The following is a 21,215-nucleotide window of genomic DNA, read 5'->3' as shown; positions in this document are numbered from 1 at the left end:
TCCTCTTGCGGTGCGGGAAGGGCAGGCCCTCCGAGGGAGACCCTTGGCGTTTTGTACGAAGCAAACACGCCAAGGGCAAACCGTTTCAGTATGAACACATGAGCGGATGGCCGTCCATCTCCGCGCGTAGACACAAAGAGGGAGGCCGATCGGACCCGGCCCGCCCCTCACGGGACCCGCCGCCCCACGACCCCCGAGGGGCACCCGCCTAGAATCGGCCCCATGGCGAAGTGGACCCCCCAGCACGAGGCACCCGAGCCCCTGGAGGGGCCCGTCGTCGCCACCATCACCGGCGGCACGATCCTCTGGTTCGCCCTGTTCCTGGTCCAGCTCCCCTTCTACGGCTGGTTCGCCGACCGCGACCTGCTGTGGTGGCTGTGGACCTGCGCCGCGGGCGGCGGCCTCGGCCTCATCGGCATCTGGTACGTCCGCGGCCGCGACGCCGCCCTCAAGCGGCACGCCGCCGCCCTCGCCGCGGAGGCCCGGGAGTCCGGCACCGCCGCCGCCGACGACACTCCCACCGGCACCGACGCTCCGGGCACCTCCCCCGAAGCCCGCGACTGACCCCGGCGACGGACCCCGGCGAGGCCCCCCGCGACCGACCCCCGGACGCCGACCCCCGCCCCACCCGCCGTCCACCGGACGCTCACCCGGGCCCGACCCAGGGACGATTCCCCTCATCCCGAAGTCTGATCTTCATCCCGCTCGGGGGGTGAAGGACCCCGGCCCCCCTTACCGTCGAAAGCATGACGCAGCGGGCGAAGATCGACACCGAAGGCCCCGAGCCGGGCGGCGGCAGCGGCAACGGCCACCCCTACGGCCCAGGGAGCGGCTCCGGCACCGGCGGCACCACCGCCGCCGCCCGGACCGCTCCGGCCCCCGGGGACATCGACGCCGGGGCCGAGCTGGACCCGGTCCACCCGGTCAGCCCCCCGGCCCCGGCCTTCCGGCCCGGCGGACTCGGCACCGCCGAGGTGGCCGAGCGGGTCGCCCGCGGCGAGGTCAACGACGTCCCCGTGCGCAGCAGCCGCTCCACCGCCGACATCGTCCGCGGCAACGTCTTCACCCGCTTCAACGCCATCATCGGCGTCCTCTGGGTGATCATGCTCTTCGTCGCGCCCATCCAGGACAGCCTCTTCGGGTTCGTGATCATCGCGAACACCGGCATCGGCATCATCCAGGAGCTGCGCGCGAAGAAGACCCTCGACGGGCTCGCCGTCATCGGCGAGGCCAAACCCACCGTCCGCCGCGACGGCGCCCCGGTGGAGATCTCCACCTCCGAGATCGTCCTCGGGGACGTCATCGAGCTCGGCCCCGGCGACAAGGTCGTCGTGGACGGCACCGTCGGCGAGGCCGAGGGCCTGGAGATCGACGAGTCCCTCCTCACCGGCGAGGCCGACCCGGTCCTGAAGAAGCCCGGCGACCCGGTGATGTCCGGGTCCTTCGTCGTCGCCGGCGGCGGCGCCTTCACGGCCACCAAGGTCGGCCGCGAGGCCTACGCCGCCCAGCTCGCCGAGGAGGCCAGCCGCTTCACGCTCGTCCACTCCGAGCTGCGCAGCGGCATCTCCACCATCCTCAAGTACGTCACCTGGATGATGATCCCGACCTCGATCGGCCTGATCATCAGCCAGCTCGTCGTCAAGGACAACAACCTCCGCGACTCCATCGCCCGCACCGTCGGCGGCATCGTCCCGATGATCCCCGAGGGTCTGGTGCTGCTGACCTCGGTGGCCTTCGCGATCGGCGTGATCCGGCTCGGCCGCAAGCAGTGCCTCGTCCAGGAGCTCCCCGCCATCGAGGGCCTGGCCCGCGTGGACGTGGTCTGCCTCGACAAGACCGGCACCCTCACCGAGGGCGGCATGGACGTCACCGAGCTCCGCTCCCTGGGCGGCGCCGACCCCGACCACGTCAAGAAGGTCCTCGGCGCCCTCGGCGAATCCGATCCCCGCCCCAACGCCAGCCTCCAGGCCATCATCGACGCCTACCCCGACAGCGAGGAGTGGCGCTGCACGGAGTCGCTGCCCTTCTCCTCCGCCCGCAAGTACAGCGGGGCCGGGTTCAGCGAGGGAGACGGCGAGAACTCCACCTGGCTCCTCGGCGCCCCCGACGTCCTCCTCCCCGACGGCGACCCCGCCCTCGCCGAGATCGACGCCCTCAACGAGCAGGGCCTGCGCGTCCTGCTCCTGGCCCGCGCCGTCCGCGAACTGGACGACCCCCGCGTCGCCGAAGGGGCCCGGCCCACCGCCCTGATCGTCCTGGAACAGCGGTTGCGGCCCGACGCCGCGGACACCCTGCGGTACTTCGCCGAGCAGAACGTCCACGCCAAGGTCATCTCCGGCGACAACGCCGTCTCCGTCTCCGCCGTCGCCGGCAAACTCGGCCTGCCCGGCGCCGAGAACACCGTCGACGCCCGCAAACTCCCCTCCGACCCCGAGGGGATGGCCGACGCCCTCGACCGCAACGCCGTCTTCGGCCGCGTCACCCCGCAGCAGAAGCGCGACATGGTCGCCGCCCTCCAGTCCCGCGGCCACACCGTCGCCATGACCGGGGACGGCGTCAACGACGTCCTCGCCCTCAAGGACGCCGACATCGGCGTCTCCATGGGCTCCGGCTCCGAGGCCACCCGCGCCGTCGCCCAGATCGTGCTCCTCAACAACAGCTTCGCGACGCTCCCTTCGGTCGTCGCCGAGGGCCGCCGCGTCATCGGCAACATCACCCGCGTCGCCACGCTCTTCCTCACCAAGACCGTCTACTCGGTGCTGCTGGCCGTGCTGGTGGTGTGCTCGCAGGTCGAATACCCCTTCCTGCCGCGGCACCTGACCCTGCTGTCCACGCTCACCATCGGCGTCCCCGCCTTCTTCCTCGCGCTCGCCCCCAACAAGGAACGCGCCAAACCCCACTTCGTCCGCAGGGTCATGCGGTACGCCATCCCCGGCGGCACCGTCGCCGCCGTCGCCACCTTCGTCACCTACCTGATCGCCCGCTCCCACTACAGCGGCGAGGGCGCCCTCGAAGCCGAGACCAGCGCCGCCACCCTCACCCTGTTCCTCACCAGCATGTGGGTGCTCGCGATCATCGCCCGGCCCTACACCTGGTGGCGGATCGCCCTGGTCGCCACGATGGGCCTGGCCTTCCTGATCGTGCTGGTGGTCCCCTGGCTCCAGGAGTTCTTCGAGCTCAAGCTGGTCGGCACCACGATGCCCTGGGGAGCCGTGGGCATCGCCGCGGCCGCCTCGGCCCTCATCGAGCTCGTCTTCCGCTGGGTGGACCGCAAGTTCCCCGCCTGAGCCGCGCACGGACCCCGCACAGGTGAGGCCGCAACGTCACGGGTGACGTAGCGGCCTTACCTGTGACACCCCACCTGCCCCCACCCACCGGCACCTTCCCCCGCCCACCCCCTCCCACCTGCACGAACGCGTTCCACGTGCCGGACGGGATCGGCGGGAGTCCAATGGAGTGCATGGGACAGCAGACGAAGGACGCGGCCCCCGCCCAGGGCGTCCTCTACCGCATCGGACACTGGTGCGCCCGCCACTTCGTGGTCGTCATCGCCCTCTGGCTGGTGGCCCTGGCCGGCTTCCAGGTCCTCCACCACGCGTTCGGCGGCGAGTACTCCGACGACTTCGCCCTCCCCGGCACCCAGTCGCAGGACGGCAGCGACGTCCTCAAGGCGCACGAGCCCTCCGCGGGCGGCTACGGCACCCAGATCGTCCTGCACCGCGACTCCGGCTCCCTCACCCAGGACGCCGCCCAGATCGACGACGCCGTCACGAGCCTCCAGAAGCTCCCCGACGTCCTCGCCGTCACCAGCCCCCTGCCCCCGCCCGGCACCCCGCCCCCCGCCAAGCCCGCCGGCGCCCCCAACGTGGGCCCGCTCTCCACCGACGGCACCACCGGCTACATCACCGTCCGGTTCTCCGTGCAGCCCTCCACCCTCGGCGAGGGCTACCTCGACGGGGTGGACGCCGCCGTCGAACCCCTCCGCGCGGCCGGCGTCGAGGTGGAGTACGGCGGACCGCTCGGCGAACTCGCCCGGCCCGAGGCCAACGACCGCATCAGCGAGGCCATCGGCTTCGGCGTCGCCATCGTCGTCCTCCTCATCGGCTTCGGCAGCATCATCGCCGCCGCCCTCCCCCTCGTCACCGCCCTCATCGGAGCCGTCGTCGGCCTGGCCCTCCTCGGCCTGCTCGCCGCCGTCTGGACCTTCGCCACCGTCTCCCCCACCCTCGCCACGATGATCGGCCTGGGCGTCGGCATCGACTACGCCCTGTTCCTGATCACCCGGCACCGCCAGAACCTCATGGACGGCCACACCCCGGCCGATTCCGCCGGCATGGCCAACGCCACCAGCGGCCACGCCGTCCTCGTCTCCGGCTGCACCGTGATCATCGCCCTCTCCGGGCTCTGGGTCTCCGGCATCTCCTTCATCGGGAAACTCGGCCTCGCCGCCGCCGTCACCGTGATCACCGCCGTGCTCGCCGCCCTCACCCTCGTGCCCGCGCTCCTCGGCGCCATCGGACACCGCATCGACAGGTACCGGGTCCGCACCCCCGTCGCCGAGACCGACCCCGAAGCCGCCCCCGGCGCCGAGGCCCACGGCACCTGGCACCGCTACGCCCAGCGCGTCGAGAAGCGCCCCTGGTGGTTCCTGGCCGGCGGGGTCATCGCCCTCGTGATCCTGGCCTTCCCCGTCTTCTTCATCCAGCTCGGCCACATCGGCGACGGCGCCGACCCGAAGTCCTTCACCGACCGCCGCGCCTACGACCTGATCTCCACCGCCTTCGGCCCCGGCGCCAACGGCCCCCTCACCCTCGTCGTCGACCAGACCGCCGTCCCCGCCGGCGACCGCGCCGCCCTCGGCACCGCACTCCAGGACGCCCTCGCCAAGGTCCCCGACGCCGCCTACATCACCCCGTTCAAGTCCACCACCGACGGGGACGTCCTGATCGGCACCGCCTACTCGGTGGCCGCCCCCCAGGACCAGCGGACCACCTCCCTCACCGACAACCTCACCAACGACGTCCTCCCCCAGGCCGTCGCCGGCACCGGCGCCGAGACCTACGTCACCGGCACCACCGCCGCCCAGGTCGACTTCCTCGACATCGTCTCCAGCCGCCTCCCGCTGATCATCGCCGTGGTCGTCGGACTGGCCTTCCTCGTCATCCTGATCGTCTTCCGCGGACTGCTCGTCGCCCTCAAGGCCGCCGCCCTCAACGTGCTCTCCATCGGAGCCTCGTACGGCGTGGTCGTCGCGGTCTTCCAGTGGGGCTGGGGCGGACCCGCCCTCGGCGTCAATGGCAAGGTCCCCATCGAGAGCTACGTCCCGATGATGATGTTCGCCATCGTCTTCGGCCTGAGCATGGACTACGAGATCTTCCTGCTCTCCCGCGTCCACGAAGCCTGGCTGCGCACCGGACAGGCCCAGGCCAGCGTGGCCCACGCCCTGGAGATCACCGCCCGGGTCATCACCTGCGCCGCCCTCATCATGGTCAGCGTCTTCGCGGCCTTCATCGTCAGCGACAACATCGTCGTCAAGATGCTCGGGCTCGGACTCGCCGCCAGCGTGCTCATCGACGCCACCGTGGTCCGCCTGCTGCTCGTCCCCGCCGTGATGACCCTGCTCGGGAAGTCCGCTTGGTGGACCCCGCGCTGGCTGGACCGGATCCTCCCGCACGTGAAGGCGGAATAGGGGGACGGCGGGGGGCGACGGGTGACAGGACAGGACAGGTGCACAGGTGACACGACAGGGTCACAGGTGACACCACAGGGTCACGGGTGACATTGCAACGTGCAAGGTCACCCGTGGCCCCGACAGCCCGGCAGCCCGCCCCGGCCGTCAGTCGAACCAGCGGTCCCGCGCCAGCTCCGCCGTCCGCGACGGGTCCTCCAGCAGCGCCGCCACCTCGAACCGCCGCGGCCACTGTCCCGCCGACCAGGCCAGCCCCGCCGCCACGCCCTCCAGGGTCGCCGCGTGCAGCACCCCGTCCGACGTGACCCGCCAGTCCAGCTCCGTACCGCCCGCCACCAGCTCCTCGTGCTCCACGTACGACACCGGGGCCGCCGGCCCCAGCAGCACCCGCACCGCCTCCGGCACCGCGTGCTCCTCGCCCGGCGAACTCACCTCCGCGGGGACCGAGTCCGACAGCCGCCGCACCTGCAACAGCTCCGCCAGCTCCGCCGCCACCACCGGCGCCACCGGCAGCAACGGCAACCCGCCCGTCAGCGGCAACAGGTCCGGCGCGTCCGCGACCACGGCCTCCGCCGCGTCCACCACCACCGGCTCGCCGTCCACCACGGCCCGCAGCTCCTCCGGCAGCGTCACCTGCTCCGGCTCCAGCCCCGCCAACGCGCCGTACAGCCCGTGCAACTGCCGACCCGTCACCGGTCGCTCCGGGTCCGCCAACCGGCCCAGCAGCTCCGCCGCGCCGCCCGGCTCGTCGAGCAGCGCCGCCACCGAGGTCCGCACCCCCAGCGCCCGCAGCACCTGCTCGTCCTCGAAGCCGGTCGCGTCCGCCGCCTCGTACAGGCCCTCCAGCAGCGGATCACCACCGGCCGCCCGCAGCCCCGCGGGCCGCCGCCCGTCCAACACCGGGTGGTCCCGCAGCCACCACGCCGTGTACGGGCGCACCGTCCGCGTCGTCCCGTCCGGCAGCAGCACCCGCACCGGCTGCGTCAACGCGTCCCGCAGCGGCGGCCGCGCCAGCATCGCCAGGGCCTGCGGCCAACAGGCGTCGTCGACCAGGTCCAGGTCCCGCACCGCCACGATCTCCGTGGCCACCGGCGGCACCGGCGTGTCCGGCAGCTGGTCCAGCACGTCCTCGCACCACACGTCCACCGCGTCCAGCAACCCGGCGTCGTCGGGCTCGGCGAAATCACCGTCCCGGGGCTCCAGCTCGTCCGGGTCCAGCACCACGTCCGCGGCCCGCACCAGCTGGAACCCGCCCAGCACCCCGCACGCCGTCAGCGGCTGCTCGCCCCACCGCTCCGCCAGCTCCGCGTCGCACAGCGCCAGCTCGCCCTCCCGCATCACCGAGGCGAACGCGCTGCCCGGCAGCACCAGTTCGCCCGCCGGGGCGAGCTCCCCGTCCTCGTCCGGCAGGGCCAGCGCGCCCAGCCACGGCTCGTCGCCCGGCTCCAGGCCCGCGTCCCGGACCAGACCCAGCACGATCTCCGCCAGCTCCTCCGGATCCGGCGCGTCCTCGTCCCAGACCTCCCCCGCGTCCAGCGAACCCGCCACCGCCGCCCGCACCTGCGGGGTCGTCAGCACCGCCCGCGGCGAGGCGGGCAGCGCCCCCAGCTTCTCCAGCAGCGGGTGCGCCGCCTCCGGGTGCGCCACCTTCAACCCCAGCCGCGCCAACGCCTCCGGGGTCTCCGGACCCGGCAGCAGCACCTGCCGCGGACCGATCACCGTCCGCCCCGTCGCCAACGGCACCGGCAGCCCCGACAACCGGTCCGGGTCCACCCCCGCCAACGCGTCGTACAGCCGGTGCCACCAGCCCGGATCCCGCTCCACGCCCGCGATCCGCTCGATGGCGTCACCCAACGGCAGCCGCCCCACGCCCAGGGTCCGCAGCTCCGTACGACGTTCCAACCCGGCGGGCAGCAGCGTCGGCAGGACCTCCGCCAGCACCCGCACCGTCTCCGCCCCCGCCCCCTCGACCACCTCGGCCTCGAACGGGCGCAGCGCCGTCAGCTCCTCCGAGGGCACCGCGGGCGCCAGGAACGCCGTGCGCGGCAGCCGCTCCAGCACCGCCGCCCGCAGGGCCCCGTCCAGCTCGCCGCGGCCCAACGGCCCCGGCACCAGGTCCACCAGGGCCGTGGACACGGGCTCCCAGCCGCCCAGGAGTTCGGCGTACGCCTCCGCGGCCCGCGCCACCAGGAAGTCCGTCAGCGGGCCGGGCGCCGGATGCCGGCGGGTGGTGTCCAGCGGCAGGCTGGCCAGGAACAGCGCGGGCACGCCCAGCGGTTCGTCGGTGGGCGTCGGCGCGTGCACGACCGGTGCCGTCGCCGGCCGCACCGGGGCGCCCTCGGCGTCCACCGGCACCGCCCAGGCCACCGTCCAGTACGGCCGCAGCCGCTCCTCCACGGGCCGGTCCGCGAGCAGGTCCGCGGTGAGGGCGCCGGTGTGCCTGACGGTCCGCCACCGCACCACCGGATCCTGCCCGTCGGCGCCGCGCGCGGTGTCCTCCACCGCCGTGTACGGGCCGTCCTCGCGCCGGGTCAGGGTCCGCACCCCGTCGGCCGTCTCGACGACCACCTCGCGCAGGCCGGGCAGGGTCAGCAGCAGCGCGTCGTCGATCCCGGCGAGCAGCCGCTCCACCAGGTCCTCGGCGCCGCCGTCGCGCAGCGGCAGCATCACCACCGTGTCGTAGCCCTCGGGCGCGGTGCCCTCGGCGGGCAACGGCAGCCGCAGCAGGGGCACGTGCCCGTCGCGGCGGCGCAGTTCGTCGGCGAGCCCGGCGCTCCCCTCCGCCACCTCCTCCGCCAGCCCGCGGGCTTCGACCAGGGACCAGCGGACCCCGCCGTGCAGGCCCACCACGGCCGGTTCGTCACTGACGGCCAGCACGGCGGCGAAACCCACGCCGAACCGGCCCACGGAGCCGCCGTCCGGCCCGTCGTTGTGCTCCCGCTTCGCGGAGGCCCGCAGCGTGGACAGGGACTCGGCGCCCACCGCGTCCAGCGGCGCCCCGGTGTTGGCCACGGCCAGCACCCCGGCGCGGTGCGTCAGCCGCAGCCGGCCGGGCACCCCGGCGCGGGCCGCCGCGTCCGCGGCGTTCTGCGCCAGCTCCACGACGAGGCGGTCCCGGTAGCCGCCGAGCGCGAGGTCCTCCTCGGCGTTGGCGTCCTCGCGGAACCGGGCCGGACTCGCCGCCCAGGCGTCCAGCACGCCCCGGCGCAGCCGCGCCGTACCGAAGGGATCGACCGTCTCACTCACGCCGCTGCCTCCCTAGCTGCGAGGAACCTTCCCCACGCCCCGAAGGTACCGCGACGGCCGGCCCCGCCGGGCCGGGCCACCCACCGCTCGGCCGCGGGCCGCCCGAGGGAACCCGGGCGGGCCGGGCGGCGGGCCGCCGCCGGGCGGTCAGCTGTGGCCGAGGTCCCCTTCGAGGAGTTCGCCCTCGCTCACCGAACCGCCGTCGAGGTCAGCGCCCAGCGGGAACGGGTCGGCGTGCAGGGAGTCGAGCACCGGCTCCGCCGGGCGCATCGGCTTCGGCATGACGGCCGCCTCGGAGTGCCCGCCGCAGCCGTAGGACAGGGAGACGAGCCGCCCGTCGGCGGGCCCGAACTCGTTCGCGCACACGCCGAACGCCTGCCCGAGGGAGCCGCCGATCTTCACGAGGAACCCGCAGGACACGCAGGCGGCCGGGGCGGCCTGCGCCATGGGGGTCTTGGCCCCGTACGCCTCGTCCCAGCGGTCGGCCGCGGAGTGGAGTCCGTACCGGGAGAGCACCCGGGCCCGCCGCATGCCGAGTTCCTCGGCGACGGCGGTGATGGAGCCGCGTTCGGGGACGACGGTCCGGTCGGTGACCTCGGCGTCCTCGGCCTCGACGAGTTCGGCCATCTCCTCGGAGACGACGGAGTTCGGCGGCGGGACGTCCTCACCGGTGTAGCCGGGCTCCAGGCGCAGGTCCTCGGCCTCGGTGGGGAGGAGGTCGCCGGGGCCCATGTCGCCGGGGCGCAGCCGCTCGCTCCACGGCACCCACTCGGGGGCGAGGACGGCGTCGGGGCCGGGGAGGAGCACCGTTTCGTCGAGGGTGACGTTCTTGGCGCGGGAGGCGCGGGTGACGGTGACGGCCCAGCGCCAGCCCCGGTAGCCGGGTTCCTCACAGGCGAAGAGGTGGGTGACGACGCGGTCGCCCTCCGCGACGGCCGCCACGTGCTCGCCTACCCGGCCGGGTGCGGCTGTCTCCTCGGCCGCCGCGCGGGCGAGGTCCACCGCTTCGGCGCACAGGCGGTCGGGGGTACGGCTTCGCGTCGTCGCAGCACTCACTGTCTCGTTCTCTCCTACGCCGTCTCACGAGTGCGCCGTCCGTACTGTCGTCCTGAACGACCCGTCGGTCCTGTCCGTACGGGGCGGGGGCGGAGCGGACCTGAGGGCCGCGTCGACGTCCACGCCCGATCGGACTCGGGCACACCTACTGCGTCCCATTCTGCGGGATCGCGGAGAGGCGCGCGGCCAAGAGCACCGCCGGTGGCGCGCTACGCACGCTACCTCCTTCGCCGCGCTGGGCCCACCTGCGCGTCCGATTCGCGGCCCCGGAAGACGTCCGGAGGGGGTCGGGCGGGGGTCCGCGGGGGCCCGAGGGGCGGGTGGAGCGGGCGGGCGGCGGGGTGGCGGGGCCGGCCGGATCCGGTCCCGTCGGGGTCGGGCGCGCCGCGCCGCGCCGTGGGGGTCGGGCGGTTCCGCGGGTCGGTCCGGTGGGGCGGGTACGGGGTGCGGGGCGGGGCAGGCGCGGGGTGCGGGCGGTCCGGGACGTGCGGGTCGCGGGGGTCCGCGCGGGTCGGGACGGGCCGGGAGGGGTCGGGGTGGGGCAGTATGGCCGGGTGGCAGCCGCACGGTCTTCCGACGACGGCTCGGGCCGGTTCCGGCGGGCCGGACGGGCGGCCGGGCGTGCCCTGCACCTGCCGGTGTCGGGGACGGCGCGCCGGATCCGGCGGGTGACGCACGCGCACGGCGCGGGCGAGTCGGGGCTGGGGAAGCTCATCGAGCTGCACGCGGTGAACGGCGCGGGGGACGTGCTGATCACGGTGGCGCTGGCGTCCACGGTCTTCTTCTCCGTTCCCACGGACGAGGCGCGCGGGCGGGTGGCCCTGTACCTGCTGGTGACGATGGCTCCGTTCACCCTGCTGGCCCCGGTGATCGGTCCGCTGCTGGACCGGCTGCCGCACGGACGGCGGGCCGCGATGGCGGCGGCGATGCTGGCGCGGGCGTTGCTCGCGCTGATGATGTCGGGCGCGGTGGCCACGGGCGGGTTGGAGTTGTATCCGGCGGCGCTGGGCGTGTTGGTGGCGTCGAAGGCGTACGGGGTGGTGCGCAGTGCGGTGGTGCCGCGGTTGTTGCCGCCGCGGTTCTCGCTGGTGAAGGCGAACTCCCGGGTGACGCTGGCGGGTCTGTTGGCGACGGGTGCGGCGGCCCCGATCGGGGCGGGGCTGCACCTGATCGGGCCGCAGTGGCCGTTGTACGGGGCGTCGGTGGTGTTCGTGGCGGGGACGTTCCTGGCCTTCTCGATGCCGCACAAGGTGGATTCGGCGAAGGGGGAGCGGCGGGCGCGGCTGTCCACGCACGAGGAGCGGTCGCGTCGGCCGTCGTTGCGGACGGTGAGCCGTCCGGTGCTGTGCGGGTTGTGGGCGAACGCCGCGATGCGCGGGCTGTCCGGGTTCCTGATCTTCTTCCTGGCGTTCCTGCTGCGGGAGCATCCGTTGTCGGGGCAGAGCGCGGCGGTGTCGCTGGGGATCGTCGGCGTGTCGGCGGGGGTGGGGAACGCCTGCGGGACGGCGGTGGGGGCGTGGCTGCGGTCGCGGGCGCCGGAGGCGATCGTGGCGGCGGTGCTGTCGGCGACGCTGGCGGCCGCGGTGGTGGCGGCGGTGTTCTTCAGCGGGGTGCTGATGGCGGTGCTGGGGGCGACGGCGGGGTTCTGCCAGGCGCTGGCGAAGCTGTCGCTGGACGCGATGATCCAGCGGGACGTGCCGGAGCAGGTGCGGACCTCGGCGTTCGCGCGGTCCGAGACGCTGTTGCAGATGTCGTGGGTGGTGGGCGGGGGGATCGGCATCTCGCTGCCGTTGAACGGGACGGTGGGCATGGCGGTGGCGGCGGTGATCGTCGCCGCGGGCACGACGATGGCGGTCCGCGGAGTGCTGACCTCTCCCCGGCATCCGGGCCCGGACGGCGGCGGAGGCGGAGGCGACTCCGGCGGGCCCCGACCGCGGCCCCGGGTGGCCTGAGGCGCGGGGGCTCCTGCGGGTGTCACACGGCAGGGTCACAGGTGACATTGCAAGGTCACCCGTCACCCCCCACCTCCGCCCGACCGCGATCCGACCCCCGCCCCGCTCCCCCGCCGACCCCCGACCAGTGCCCGCGCCCCGTCGCACCCGCCTCCTCGGCCGTCCCGCCGTCACCCCCGTTCCGCCCGCCCGGTGACCGCCCGGTGGGGAAAACGCACCGTCCAGCGGCACCCCGTGCGCCGGTGCGGGGGCGCGACCGATAGCCTTCGGCTCATGACCGCACAGCTTTTCTCGGGTAGGGGCCGCCGCAGCGTCGCGGCCCTCGGAGCCGTGTCCGCCGGGCTCCTCCTCCTGTCCGCCTGTGACAAGCCGACGCCGCTGGCGACGGTCACCGTCGGCAGCTCCTCGGTGTCCTCCGAAGCCGCGTGCACGAAGGACAAGAACGCGGACCAGCTGCCCGCCGAGAAGGTCCAGGAGTGCATCAACAGCCTCAAGGCCGCCAAGAGCATCGAGTACGCCCGCGGTGACACCCTGCGCCTGGGCATCGAGCCGACGGCCCTGGAGCACGGCAACCAGTGGCAGGCCGTCCTCGACGGACAGCCGATCACCGAGCCCTCGGACAACACCTACCGCAGCTTCCCCGGCGCCGACGTCTTCGCGACCGGCGGCCAGGGCCAGGCCCCGGAGTCCAAGAAGCTCGCCTTCGTCCAGCTCTCCAAGGACGGCAAGCCGCTCTCCATCTGGTCCTTCACCCTCAAGCTCAAGAAGTAAGTGCACGCGCTCGTCGTGACCGCGGTGGCGGCGGAGGCAGACTCCGTGGCCGCCGGTCTGAAGCGGCTGACCGCTCCGGCCCCTCATCCGGACGGTCCGGTCACTCCGACGCGCACTCTGCCCGGCGGCTACGCCATCGGGCGCCACGACGTGCCCGGTCTCGCCGTCGACGTGCTCGTCGCCGGTGTGGGCCCGGCCGCCGCGGCCGCCGCCACCGCGACGGCCCTGGCGGTCGCCGCCCCCGGCACCTACCGCCTGGTGGTGTCCGCGGGCATCGGCGGCGGGTTCCCGCCCGCCGCGCCGGTCGGCTCCCTGGTGGTGGCCGACGCCCTGGTCGCCGCCGACCTGGGCGCGCAGACCCCCGAGGGCTTCCTGACCGTGGAACAGCTCGGCTTCGGCCGGGCCGTCCACCTGCCGCCCGCCGACCTCGCGGCCCGCGCCGCCGAGGCCACCGGAGCCCTGCTGGCCCCCGTCCTCACCGTGTCCACGGTCACCGGCAGTGCCTCCCGCGCCGCCGAGCTGGCCGCCGCGCACCCGCTGGCCGGGGCGGAGGCCATGGAGGGCTTCGGGGTGGCGGAGGCCGCCGCCGCGCACGGCCTGCCCGTGCTGGAGCTGCGGGCCGTCTCCAACGCCGTCGGCCCCCGCGACCGGTCCGCCTGGCGGATCGGCGAGGCCCTGGAGGCCCTGGCGGAGGGCTTCCACCGGCTCGTACCCGTACTCCGAGGAGGGGACCTCCATGGCTGAGCAGGGGACCACGACGACGGGGCCGTCCGGGCCCGCCCACCGGGAGGCGCCGGCCACCGCCGGCTCCGCCGCCCCGGCGGACGCGCTGCGGATCGCCTACTCGCCCTGCCCGAACGACACCTTCGTCTTCGACGCCTGGGCGCACGGCCGGATCCCCGACGCCCCCGCGCTCGACGTCACCTTCGCCGACATCGACCTGACCAACGGCATGGCCGAGCGCGGCGAGTACGACGTCCTCAAGGTGAGCTACGCCGTGCTGCCCTGGGTCCTCGACGAGTACGCCCTGCTGCCCTGCGGCGGCGCCCTCGGCCGGGGATGCGGCCCGCTGGTGCTGACCCGCGAGCCCGGCCTGGACCTGACGGGCCGCACCGTGGCCGTGCCGGCCGAGCGGTCCACCGCCTACCTGCTGTTCCGGCTGTGGGCGGCCGACGTCCTCCCCGAGGGCGTGGGCGAGGTGGTCGTCCTGCCCTTCCACGAGATCATGCCCGCCGTGCGGGACGGCCGGGTCGACGCCGGACTCGTCATCCACGAGGCCCGCTTCACCTACGGCGCGTACGGGCTGCACTGCCTGGCCGACATGGGCGAGCACTGGGAGAAGACCACCGGCCTGCCGATCCCCCTCGGCGCGATCATCGCCAAGCGGTCCCTGGGCGCGGACACCCTGCGCGCGCTGGCGGCCGCCGCCCGGACCTCCGTGCGGATGGCCTGGGAGGACCCGGAGGCGTCCCGGCCGTACGTCCGCGCGCACGCCCAGGAACTGGACCGGGCGGTCGCGGACCAGCACATCGGCCTGTACGTGAACGAGTTCACCGCCGACCTCGGCGAGGACGGCTACGCGGCCGTCCGCGGCCTGCTGACCCGGGCCGCCGCGGAGGGGCTCGTGCCGCCGCTGCCCCCGGAGGCCCTGGCCTTCCCGTGAGCACCGCGGCCCCCGCGGCCTTCGGTTCCCCGCACGTACGACGGTGCCCCGCCGCCCCCTCCGAGAGGGGTGGCGGGGCACCGTGCCGTCGGGGTCGGGCCCCGGGAAGGTCTCAGACGTCGAGCTGGTCGGCCACGGCCCGCAGCATCCCGGCGATCTTCGAGCCGTGCGCCTTGTCGGGGTAGCGGCCGCGCTCCAGCTGCTGGGTGACGTTCTCCAGGAGCGTGGTGAGGTCCTGCACGATCGAGGCGAGCTCGTCCGGCTTGCGGCGCTGCGCCGCCGCGACCGACGGCGTCGGATCCAGGACCGTCACCGAAAGGGCCTGGTCACCGCGCTGACCGGCGACCACCCCGAACTCGACGCGCTGACCGGGCTTGAGGGCGTCCACTCCGGCGGGCAGCACCGACGAGTGCACGAAGACGTCGCCGCCGTCGTCGCGGGAGAGAAAGCCGAAGCCCTTCTCGCTGTTGAACCACTTGACCTTGCCGGTAGGCACGTCCGTCCTCGTCCTTGTGCTCGTCGGATGCCCGGAACCGCGGAAAACGGCTCCGGACAGCAGTACAGCGGGTCGCGTGACCCGCCGACAACCAGGCTAATGCTCCAGGGCCCGCTGACAAGACGTCTCAGAAGCCTTCCTGCGGGCTGCCCGGGAAAGGGAACTACCCTGGTCGGGTGACTGCTACTCCTGTTTCCGACGAAGCGCGCCCCGGAGACCTCCTCGTCCGGGTCGGCGGGATCGTCTTCATCATCGGCGCGGTGGCGACCCTCGTGACCGTGGCACCGCTGTTCCTCGGCACCGAGCCCTTCCCCTCGATCGCGTACGCCCTGTGCATGCTGATGGGCGTCGGCTTCGCGATCGCGGGTGCCGGGGTGCTCAAGTCGGCCGCCGCCCAGCGCCGCGAGGCCCGCGCCGCTCAGCGGCGCTGATCCCGCGTCCCCCGGCGCTCCGGCCCCGGGGGATTCCGTACGGGCCTCAGGCCAGGCTCGCCGCGTGCGCCCGCAGCCACTCCGGGAGGGCCCGCAGGTCCGGCAGGACCACGTCGGCGCCGGCCGCCCGCAGCTCCTCCTCCGAGCACGGCCCGGTCGGCACGCCCACCGACAGCGCGCCCGCCTTCCGCGCGCCCCGGACGTCACCGACGTGGTCGCCGACGTACACCGACGCGCCGTGCGCCCGCAGCGCGTCCGCCTTGGCCTCCGCCCACAGCCAGCCGACGAGCACGTCCGGGCGCAGCCCCAGGTGGTCCAGGTGCAGCCGGGCGTTCGGCTCGTGCTTGGCCGTGACGACGATGGCGCTGCCGCCGAGGGCCCGCACCGCCTCGATGGCCTCCCGGGCCCCGGGCATCGCCGGGGTCGGGTCGATGGCGTGGGTCGGGTACAGGGCCCGGTAGCGGTCGGCCATCTCCGGGATCCGCTCCTCGGGGAACCAGTGGGCCAGCTCCTCGTCCAGCGGCGGCCCGAGCCGGGTGACCGCCGCGTCCGCGTCGATGTACGTCCCCGTCTGCGCGGAAAGCTCCAGGTAGGCGGCCCGGATCCCGGGCCGGGAGTCGATCAGCGTCATGTCGAGGTCGAACCCGACGGTCAGCGGGAGGGCGGCGCCCGTACCCCCGGCGGCGGGGCCGGTGGTCCGTGCGGTGGCCTGTGCGGCGGTGTGTTCGGCGGTCTCGGAGCTCATGCTCGCCATTGTGCCGATCCCCGTGTCGGCCGCGGAAACCCGGGAGGTGATCCACGTGACCGGCCCGCGAACGCGCCGGTGGGGCGTGGTGCCGGACCCCGCCCGGTCGGGCCGGTCGGGCCGGTCGGGGCGGGTCCGGGCCCCTCAGGGGCGGCGGGAGCGCCAGACCAGGTAGAGGACCAGGCCCACGGCGGCGGCCCGGGCGCCCCACGGCCACAGGTCCACGAAGGCGCGGGCCTCCTGACCGCTCGCCAGGGCCTCGCCCCAGCGCCCGTCCGCCCGCCCCCACACCCACCCGGCCATGCCCGCCACCGCCGCGCCCGGCAGACCGAACAGCACCGCCTTCCGCTCCGCGGGGCCCGGCACCCGGGACACGTACACCAGCGCCCAGCCCGCCGGCAGGAGCAGCCACAGCCCGCTGACCAGGCCCGCCACCAGCACCGCCGCCGCGAGGAGCAGCAGCGCGTGGGGGCGCGGGCGGGCGGCACCGCCGGCCGGGGCCGCGTCCGCCGCCGGTTCCGGGGCGCCGGTCCCCTTCAGCAGCCGTCGACGTTCCCGGAGCGCGCGGACGACGGTCCGCGCCCGCCCCACCGGCTCCCCGGGGGGCTCCAGCGCGGCCCGCCCGCCCGGCCGCCCACCGGTGCCCCCGGCGCCCTCTTCGTACGCGTCCTCCCCGTCGTCGTGTTCGTCCTCCCGCTCGTCCTCGTCGGCGGGGCGACGCGGTTTGCGCAGGAGTTCGGGGATCTCGATGCCGCCCGCGAAACCGGGCACGTCGCTGCCGGCCCCGAAGGGCACCGGATCCACCCGCCACCAGTCCGGTTCGCCCCGCTCGGAGCCCAGTTCGTCGGCGCCCGCCAGGTGCGGGGGCAGGGCGGCCGTCGGGGACGGCGCCGCGGGCACCGGCTCCTCCGGAGCCCCGCCCTTGCCCCTCGCCCGCCGGAACAGCCGCGGCCGTCCCGCCGCCCGCTCGCCCCGGCCGCCCTTCCCGCCCTTCCCGCCCGCACTTTCTGCGCCGTCGCTGCCGTCTCTGGCGCCGCTGCCGCCGCTGCCGTCTCTGCCGTCGGCGCCGTCGCCCGACCACCGGCCGAGGCCCCGCGCGCGTCCCGGACCACGCTGCTCGGGCACCCCGGGCACCGGCACCCCCGGCAGGACCGTGCCGCGCCCGACCCCGCCCTCCCGACCGGAACCCTCCCCGCCCGACGCGCCCGACGCGCCCGGACCCCGACCGTCCGCCGGGCCCGACGCGCCCGCCACGGCACCGGATCCGGTGCCCGCGGACCGGCGGGGTCGGGCCGGCGGATCGTCGTCCGCGCCCCGACCCGCCCCGGACCCGCCCGACACCTCCGCGAGCACTTCCTCCGGCGTGCCGATCCGTTGCAGGATCCGCCGCACCGTCGCCGCCGTCTCCGGCTCGTACCTCGCCCGCTGCCGGTCGATCTCGTTCCGCAGGCCCGCCACCAGGCGCATCCGGTCAGCCGACGGCAGCTGCTGACGGTGCGCCAGATCACCGACCCGGCTCAGATAGTCGTAGACCAGCTGGTCGCTCTCGATCCCCACGCCCCGGCTCCTCCCGTACCGCCTGGGCCGAAGGTAGCGCGTACCGCCGGGGAACAGGGGCTACCGTTGGCCGGATGGACCAGGAGGCGAACGTGTCCGAACAGAGCAGTGCCCCCCGCCGCGGTACGTCCGGCCCGTCCGACGCCCCGCCCGACGGGACCTCCGGCGCACCGTCGAACGGCCCCTCCACCCCCACCGGCGGCGCCCCCGCCGGCGAACCGGCCGCCCCCCGCTCCCTCGCCGAGGCCCTCCGGGCCCGCGACGACGCCTCCCTCGCCACCCTCCTCCGGGCCCGCCCCGACCTCCTCGGCCCCGTCCCCGGAGACCTCACCCAACTCGCCACCCGCGCCGGGACCCGCGCCTCCGTGGTCCGCGCCGTGGAACGCCTCGACCGGTTCGCCCTCCAGACCGCCGAAGCCCTCGCCGTCGCCCCGGACCCCTGCCCGTACGGCACCCTCGAAGCGCTGATGACCGGCGCCGACCCGGAACTGCCCGGCACCGACGCCGTCCGCGCCGCCCTGCCCGGCGCCGTGGCCGCACTGCGCGACCAGGCCCTGCTCTGGGGCGACGACCAGCGGCTCCGGCTGGTCCGCACCGCCCGCGAACTGCTCGTCCCGTCCGCAGCCCGCCCCTCCCCCACCGGGCTGGGGCCCACCGTCGCCGAGGCCACCGCCGGCATGTCCCCGGGCCGCGTCCAGGAGATCGTGGCCGCCGCCGGACTCCCCGCCACCCACGACCCGGTGTCCGCCGTGGCCGCCCTCACCGCCCTGTTCACCGACCCGGACCGGATGTCCGCCCTCCTCGACCGGGCCCCCGCCGAAGCCCACTCCGTCCTCGGCCGACTGCTGTGGGGGCCGCCCTACGGGGAGGTGACCGCCGACCCGCCGCCTCCCGTGCGCTGGCTCCGCGACCACGGACTGCTGCTGCCCGCCAGCGCCCGCACCCTCGTCCTGCCCCGCGAGGTCGCCCTGCACCTGCGCGGCGGACGCGCCCACCGGGAACCCGAACCGATCGCCCCGCCCGTCCCCGCCGCCCGCGAACACCGTCCACAGCTTGTGGACGCCAACGCGGCCGGTCAGGCCCTCGCCGCCGTCACCACCGTCACCGAACTCCTCGGCACCTGGGAACACAACGGCCCGCTCGTGCTCCGCGCCGGCGGCCTCAGCGTCCGCGACCTCAAGCGCGCCGCCGCCACCCTGGACACCGACGAGCCGACGGCCGCCTTCTGGATCGAGCTCGCGTACGCGGCCGGACTCCTGGCCAGCGACGGCGAGGCCGACGAACGCTACGCCCCCACCCCCGCCTACGACACCTGGCTGGAACTCCCCCCGCACGAACGGTGGGCCGCCCTCGCCGCCGCCTGGCTGCCCGCCACCCGCACCTCCGCCCTGGCCGGACAGCTCGACGCCAAGGGCCGCGCCCTGTCCACCCTCGGCCCGGACCTCGACCGCTCCGCCGCCCCGGAGGTCCGCCGCCGGGTACTGGAACTCCTCGCCGCCCTCCCCGAGGGCGCCTCCCCCGACCCCGACGCCCTCCTGACCCGGCTGGCCTGGGAACACCCCCTGCGCGGGGCCTCCGGCGACCTGCGGCCCCGCCTCGCCCACTGGACCCTGGAACAGGCCGAACTGCTCGGCGTCACCGGCCGCGGCGCCCTCGCCGCCCCCGGCCGCGCCCTCCTCGCGGGCGTCTCCGCGGCCCCGGACGGCACGGGAGCCGCCACCGGGACCGAACCCACCGCCGGGACCCGACCCACCGGCGGGCCCGGGCCCGGATCCGCGGGCGAAGGCGCCGAGCCCACGACCGCGCCCTCCCCCGCCGAACGCCTCGCCCGCGCCGAACGGACCGCCGCCGCCGTCCTCGCCCCCCTGCTCCCCGAACCCGTCGACCACGTTCTCCTCCAGGCCGACCTGACGGCCGTGGCCCCCGGCCCCCTGGAGCGCCACCTCGCCGACACCCTCGCCGTACTCGCCGAGGTCGAGTCCAAGGGCGGCGCCACCGTCTACCGCTTCACCCCCGGCTCGGTCCGACGGGCCCTCGACGCCGGGCGCACCGCCGCCGACCTCCAGGAGTTCCTGACCCGGCACAGCCGCACCCCCGTCCCGCAGCCCCTCTCGTACCTCATCGACGACGTGGCCCGCCGGCACGGACACCTCCGGGTGGGCGCGGCCTCCTCGTACGTCCGCTGCGACGACGACGCCCTCCTCGGGGAGATCCTCGCGGACCGCCGCTCCGCCGGCCTGGGCCTGCGCCGGCTCGCGCCCACCGTCCTCGCCGCCACCGTCGCACCGGCCGCCCTCCTCGACGGGCTCCGCTCCCTCGGCTACGCCCCCGCCGCCGAATCCGCCACCGGCGACGTGCTCGTGGCCCGCGCCGACGCCCACCGCACCCCGCCCCGCAGCGCCCCCGTACCCGTCCCCGACGGCCCGCCGCTGCCCGACGCCACCCTGCTCGCCGCGGCCGTCCGCGCCATCCGCGCCGGGGACCACGCCGCCACCGCCGTCCGCCGCGAGCCCGCCGACGGCGGCACCGGCGCCCCGGCACCCGGCGAACTGCCCCGCACCAGCGCGGCGGAGACCCTGGCCACCGTGCAGGCGGCCGCCCTCACCGGCTCCGCCGTGTGGATCGGGTACGTCAACGCCGAAGGCGCCGCCAGCCAGCGGGTCATCGCCCCCGTACGCGTCGAGGGCGGCTTCGTCACCGGCTACGACCACACCGCCGACGAGGTCCGCACCTACCCCCTCCACCGCATCACGGGCGTCGCCGAACTCGCCGAGGACCAGATCTGACCCGGCCCCCGACCCGCCCCGCACCAGGGACGGGAACGGCGCCGCCCGCGCGATAACCGGTGGCCACCACCCGCCCCCACGACGGATCCTGACGCCATGCCGGACCGAACCGACCCCACCGCGACGGACACCGCCCGCCCGGACCCCACCCGCACCCACCCCGCCACGGAACACGAGCGGGAGCCCGAACGAGCACGTGAACGGAAACGGGCGCAGGAACGGGAGCGGGAACGGGAGCGGGAACGGGAGCGGGAGCGTCCGCCGCTCCGTGAGATCCGGGCCCGGCACACCGAGGACACCGTCACCGTCTACCAGGCGTACAACCCCCGCATCGGCCTGCCCGCCGCCCGCGACGGCCGCTTCCCCGACGCCTGGAAACGGGAGCGCATGACCTGGATCAAGCCCTCCTTCCTCTGGATGATGTACCGCTGCGGCTGGGGCACCAAGCCCGACCAGGAGACCGTCCTCGCCATCGAGATCACCCGCGAGGGCTTCGAGCACGCCCTCCGGCACTCCGCCCTCTCCCACTACGTGCCCGAACTCCACACCGACCACGACACCTGGCGGCAGAGCCTGCGCACCGCCCGGGCCCGCGTCCAATGGGACCCCGAACGGGACCTCCACCTCCGGCCCCTGCCCCACCGCTCCCTCCAGCTCGGCCTCTCCGGCCCCCTCTCCCGGGCCCTACGCCGACGAATGGACCGTCTCCCTCCACGACGTCACCCCGCTCGCCCACGAGATCCACGCCCTGGTCCGCGAGGGCCGCACCGACCGCGCCCGAGCCCTCCTGCCCGTCGAACCGCCCTACCCCGCCCCGCCCGGC

The 21,215-nt window shown here is 75.3% G+C and carries 14 protein-coding genes and 1 pseudogene; 10 read left to right on the top strand and 5 right to left on the bottom strand.

Annotated features, from left to right (window positions below; translation table 11 throughout):
- The first annotated feature begins 222 nt into the window (after positions 1-222).
- The 3 genes from ABTZ17_RS03600 to ABTZ17_RS03590 all read left to right on the top strand — a co-directional run bounded on the left by ABTZ17_RS03600 (position 223) and on the right by ABTZ17_RS03590 (position 5,689).
- Positions 223-564, top strand: a complete 342-nt coding sequence (locus ABTZ17_RS03600) for a DUF2530 domain-containing protein (RefSeq protein WP_352193828.1) — start codon at positions 223-225, stop codon at positions 562-564.
- Positions 565-746: 182 nt separating this feature from the next.
- On the top strand, positions 747-3,287 hold the full coding sequence (locus ABTZ17_RS03595) for a cation-translocating P-type ATPase (RefSeq protein ID WP_352193827.1): 2,541 nt from the start codon (positions 747-749) through the stop codon (positions 3,285-3,287).
- 173 nt (positions 3,288-3,460) lie between these two features.
- Entirely contained in the window at positions 3,461-5,689 is a 2,229-nt protein-coding gene (locus ABTZ17_RS03590) for an MMPL family transporter (protein ID WP_352193826.1), read from the top strand.
- A gap of 147 nt (positions 5,690-5,836) precedes the next feature.
- Here ABTZ17_RS03590 and ABTZ17_RS03585 read toward each other — a convergent pair whose 3' ends face one another.
- Positions 5,837-8,935: a sacsin N-terminal ATP-binding-like domain-containing protein gene (locus tag ABTZ17_RS03585; protein ID WP_352193825.1), complete on the bottom strand. Its 3,099-nt coding sequence runs from the start codon at positions 8,933-8,935 to the stop codon at positions 5,837-5,839.
- A gap of 147 nt (positions 8,936-9,082) precedes the next feature.
- Positions 9,083-9,991: a DUF3027 domain-containing protein gene (locus ABTZ17_RS03580; RefSeq protein WP_352193824.1), complete on the bottom strand. Its 909-nt coding sequence runs from the start codon at positions 9,989-9,991 to the stop codon at positions 9,083-9,085.
- Between the two features lie 554 nt (positions 9,992-10,545).
- Between ABTZ17_RS03580 and ABTZ17_RS03575 the strand changes: the two genes are divergently transcribed.
- The 4 genes from ABTZ17_RS03575 to ABTZ17_RS03560 all read left to right on the top strand — a co-directional run bounded on the left by ABTZ17_RS03575 (position 10,546) and on the right by ABTZ17_RS03560 (position 14,377).
- Positions 10,546-11,943 (top strand): MFS transporter, encoded by a 1,398-nt coding sequence (locus tag ABTZ17_RS03575; RefSeq protein WP_352193823.1) that lies wholly within the window; start codon positions 10,546-10,548, stop codon positions 11,941-11,943.
- Positions 11,944-12,216: 273 nt separating this feature from the next.
- Positions 12,217-12,714, top strand: a complete 498-nt coding sequence (locus ABTZ17_RS03570; protein ID WP_352193822.1) for a DUF2771 domain-containing protein — start codon at positions 12,217-12,219, stop codon at positions 12,712-12,714.
- On the top strand, positions 12,715-13,458 hold the full coding sequence (locus ABTZ17_RS03565; RefSeq protein WP_352193821.1) for a futalosine hydrolase: 744 nt from the start codon (positions 12,715-12,717) through the stop codon (positions 13,456-13,458). It abuts the gene before it with no gap.
- Positions 13,451-14,377, top strand: coding sequence for a 1,4-dihydroxy-6-naphtoate synthase (locus ABTZ17_RS03560; protein ID WP_352193820.1), 927 nt, complete (start codon positions 13,451-13,453; stop codon positions 14,375-14,377). Before ABTZ17_RS03565 ends, ABTZ17_RS03560 begins: the two co-directional genes overlap by 8 nt.
- 112 nt (positions 14,378-14,489) lie before the next feature.
- Here ABTZ17_RS03560 and ABTZ17_RS03555 read toward each other — a convergent pair whose 3' ends face one another.
- Entirely contained in the window at positions 14,490-14,873 is a 384-nt protein-coding gene (locus ABTZ17_RS03555; RefSeq protein ID WP_352193819.1) for a cold-shock protein, read from the bottom strand.
- 176 nt (positions 14,874-15,049) lie between these two features.
- Between ABTZ17_RS03555 and ABTZ17_RS03550 the strand changes: the two genes are divergently transcribed.
- Positions 15,050-15,304: a hypothetical protein gene (locus ABTZ17_RS03550; RefSeq protein ID WP_352193818.1), complete on the top strand. Its 255-nt coding sequence runs from the start codon at positions 15,050-15,052 to the stop codon at positions 15,302-15,304.
- A gap of 46 nt (positions 15,305-15,350) precedes the next feature.
- On the opposite strand, the gene ABTZ17_RS03545 is transcribed toward ABTZ17_RS03550, so the two are convergent.
- Both ABTZ17_RS03545 and ABTZ17_RS03540 read right to left on the bottom strand, forming a co-directional pair.
- Positions 15,351-16,058, bottom strand: coding sequence for an HAD family hydrolase (locus ABTZ17_RS03545; RefSeq protein ID WP_502994584.1), 708 nt, complete (start codon positions 16,056-16,058; stop codon positions 15,351-15,353).
- A gap of 135 nt (positions 16,059-16,193) precedes the next feature.
- Complete coding sequence (locus tag ABTZ17_RS03540) at positions 16,194-17,606, bottom strand: hypothetical protein (protein WP_352193816.1); 1,413 nt, start codon at positions 17,604-17,606, stop codon at positions 16,194-16,196.
- A 74-nt stretch (positions 17,607-17,680) separates the two neighbouring features.
- Between ABTZ17_RS03540 and ABTZ17_RS03535 the strand changes: the two genes are divergently transcribed.
- Entirely contained in the window at positions 17,681-20,392 is a 2,712-nt protein-coding gene (locus ABTZ17_RS03535; RefSeq protein WP_352193815.1) for a helicase-associated domain-containing protein, read from the top strand.
- A 96-nt stretch (positions 20,393-20,488) separates the two neighbouring features.
- Positions 20,489-21,013 (top strand): annotated as a pseudogene (locus ABTZ17_RS03530) (DUF4291 family protein); the annotation flags it as partial.
- Positions 21,014-21,215: the final 202 nt, after the last annotated feature.

This window comes from Streptomyces sp. NPDC097619 (assembly GCF_040302735.1).
Taxonomy (GTDB): Bacteria; Actinomycetota; Actinomycetes; order Streptomycetales; family Streptomycetaceae; genus Streptomyces.
Note: the sequence above shows the minus strand (reverse complement) of the source record. Positions and strands in the feature narration are given on the sequence as shown.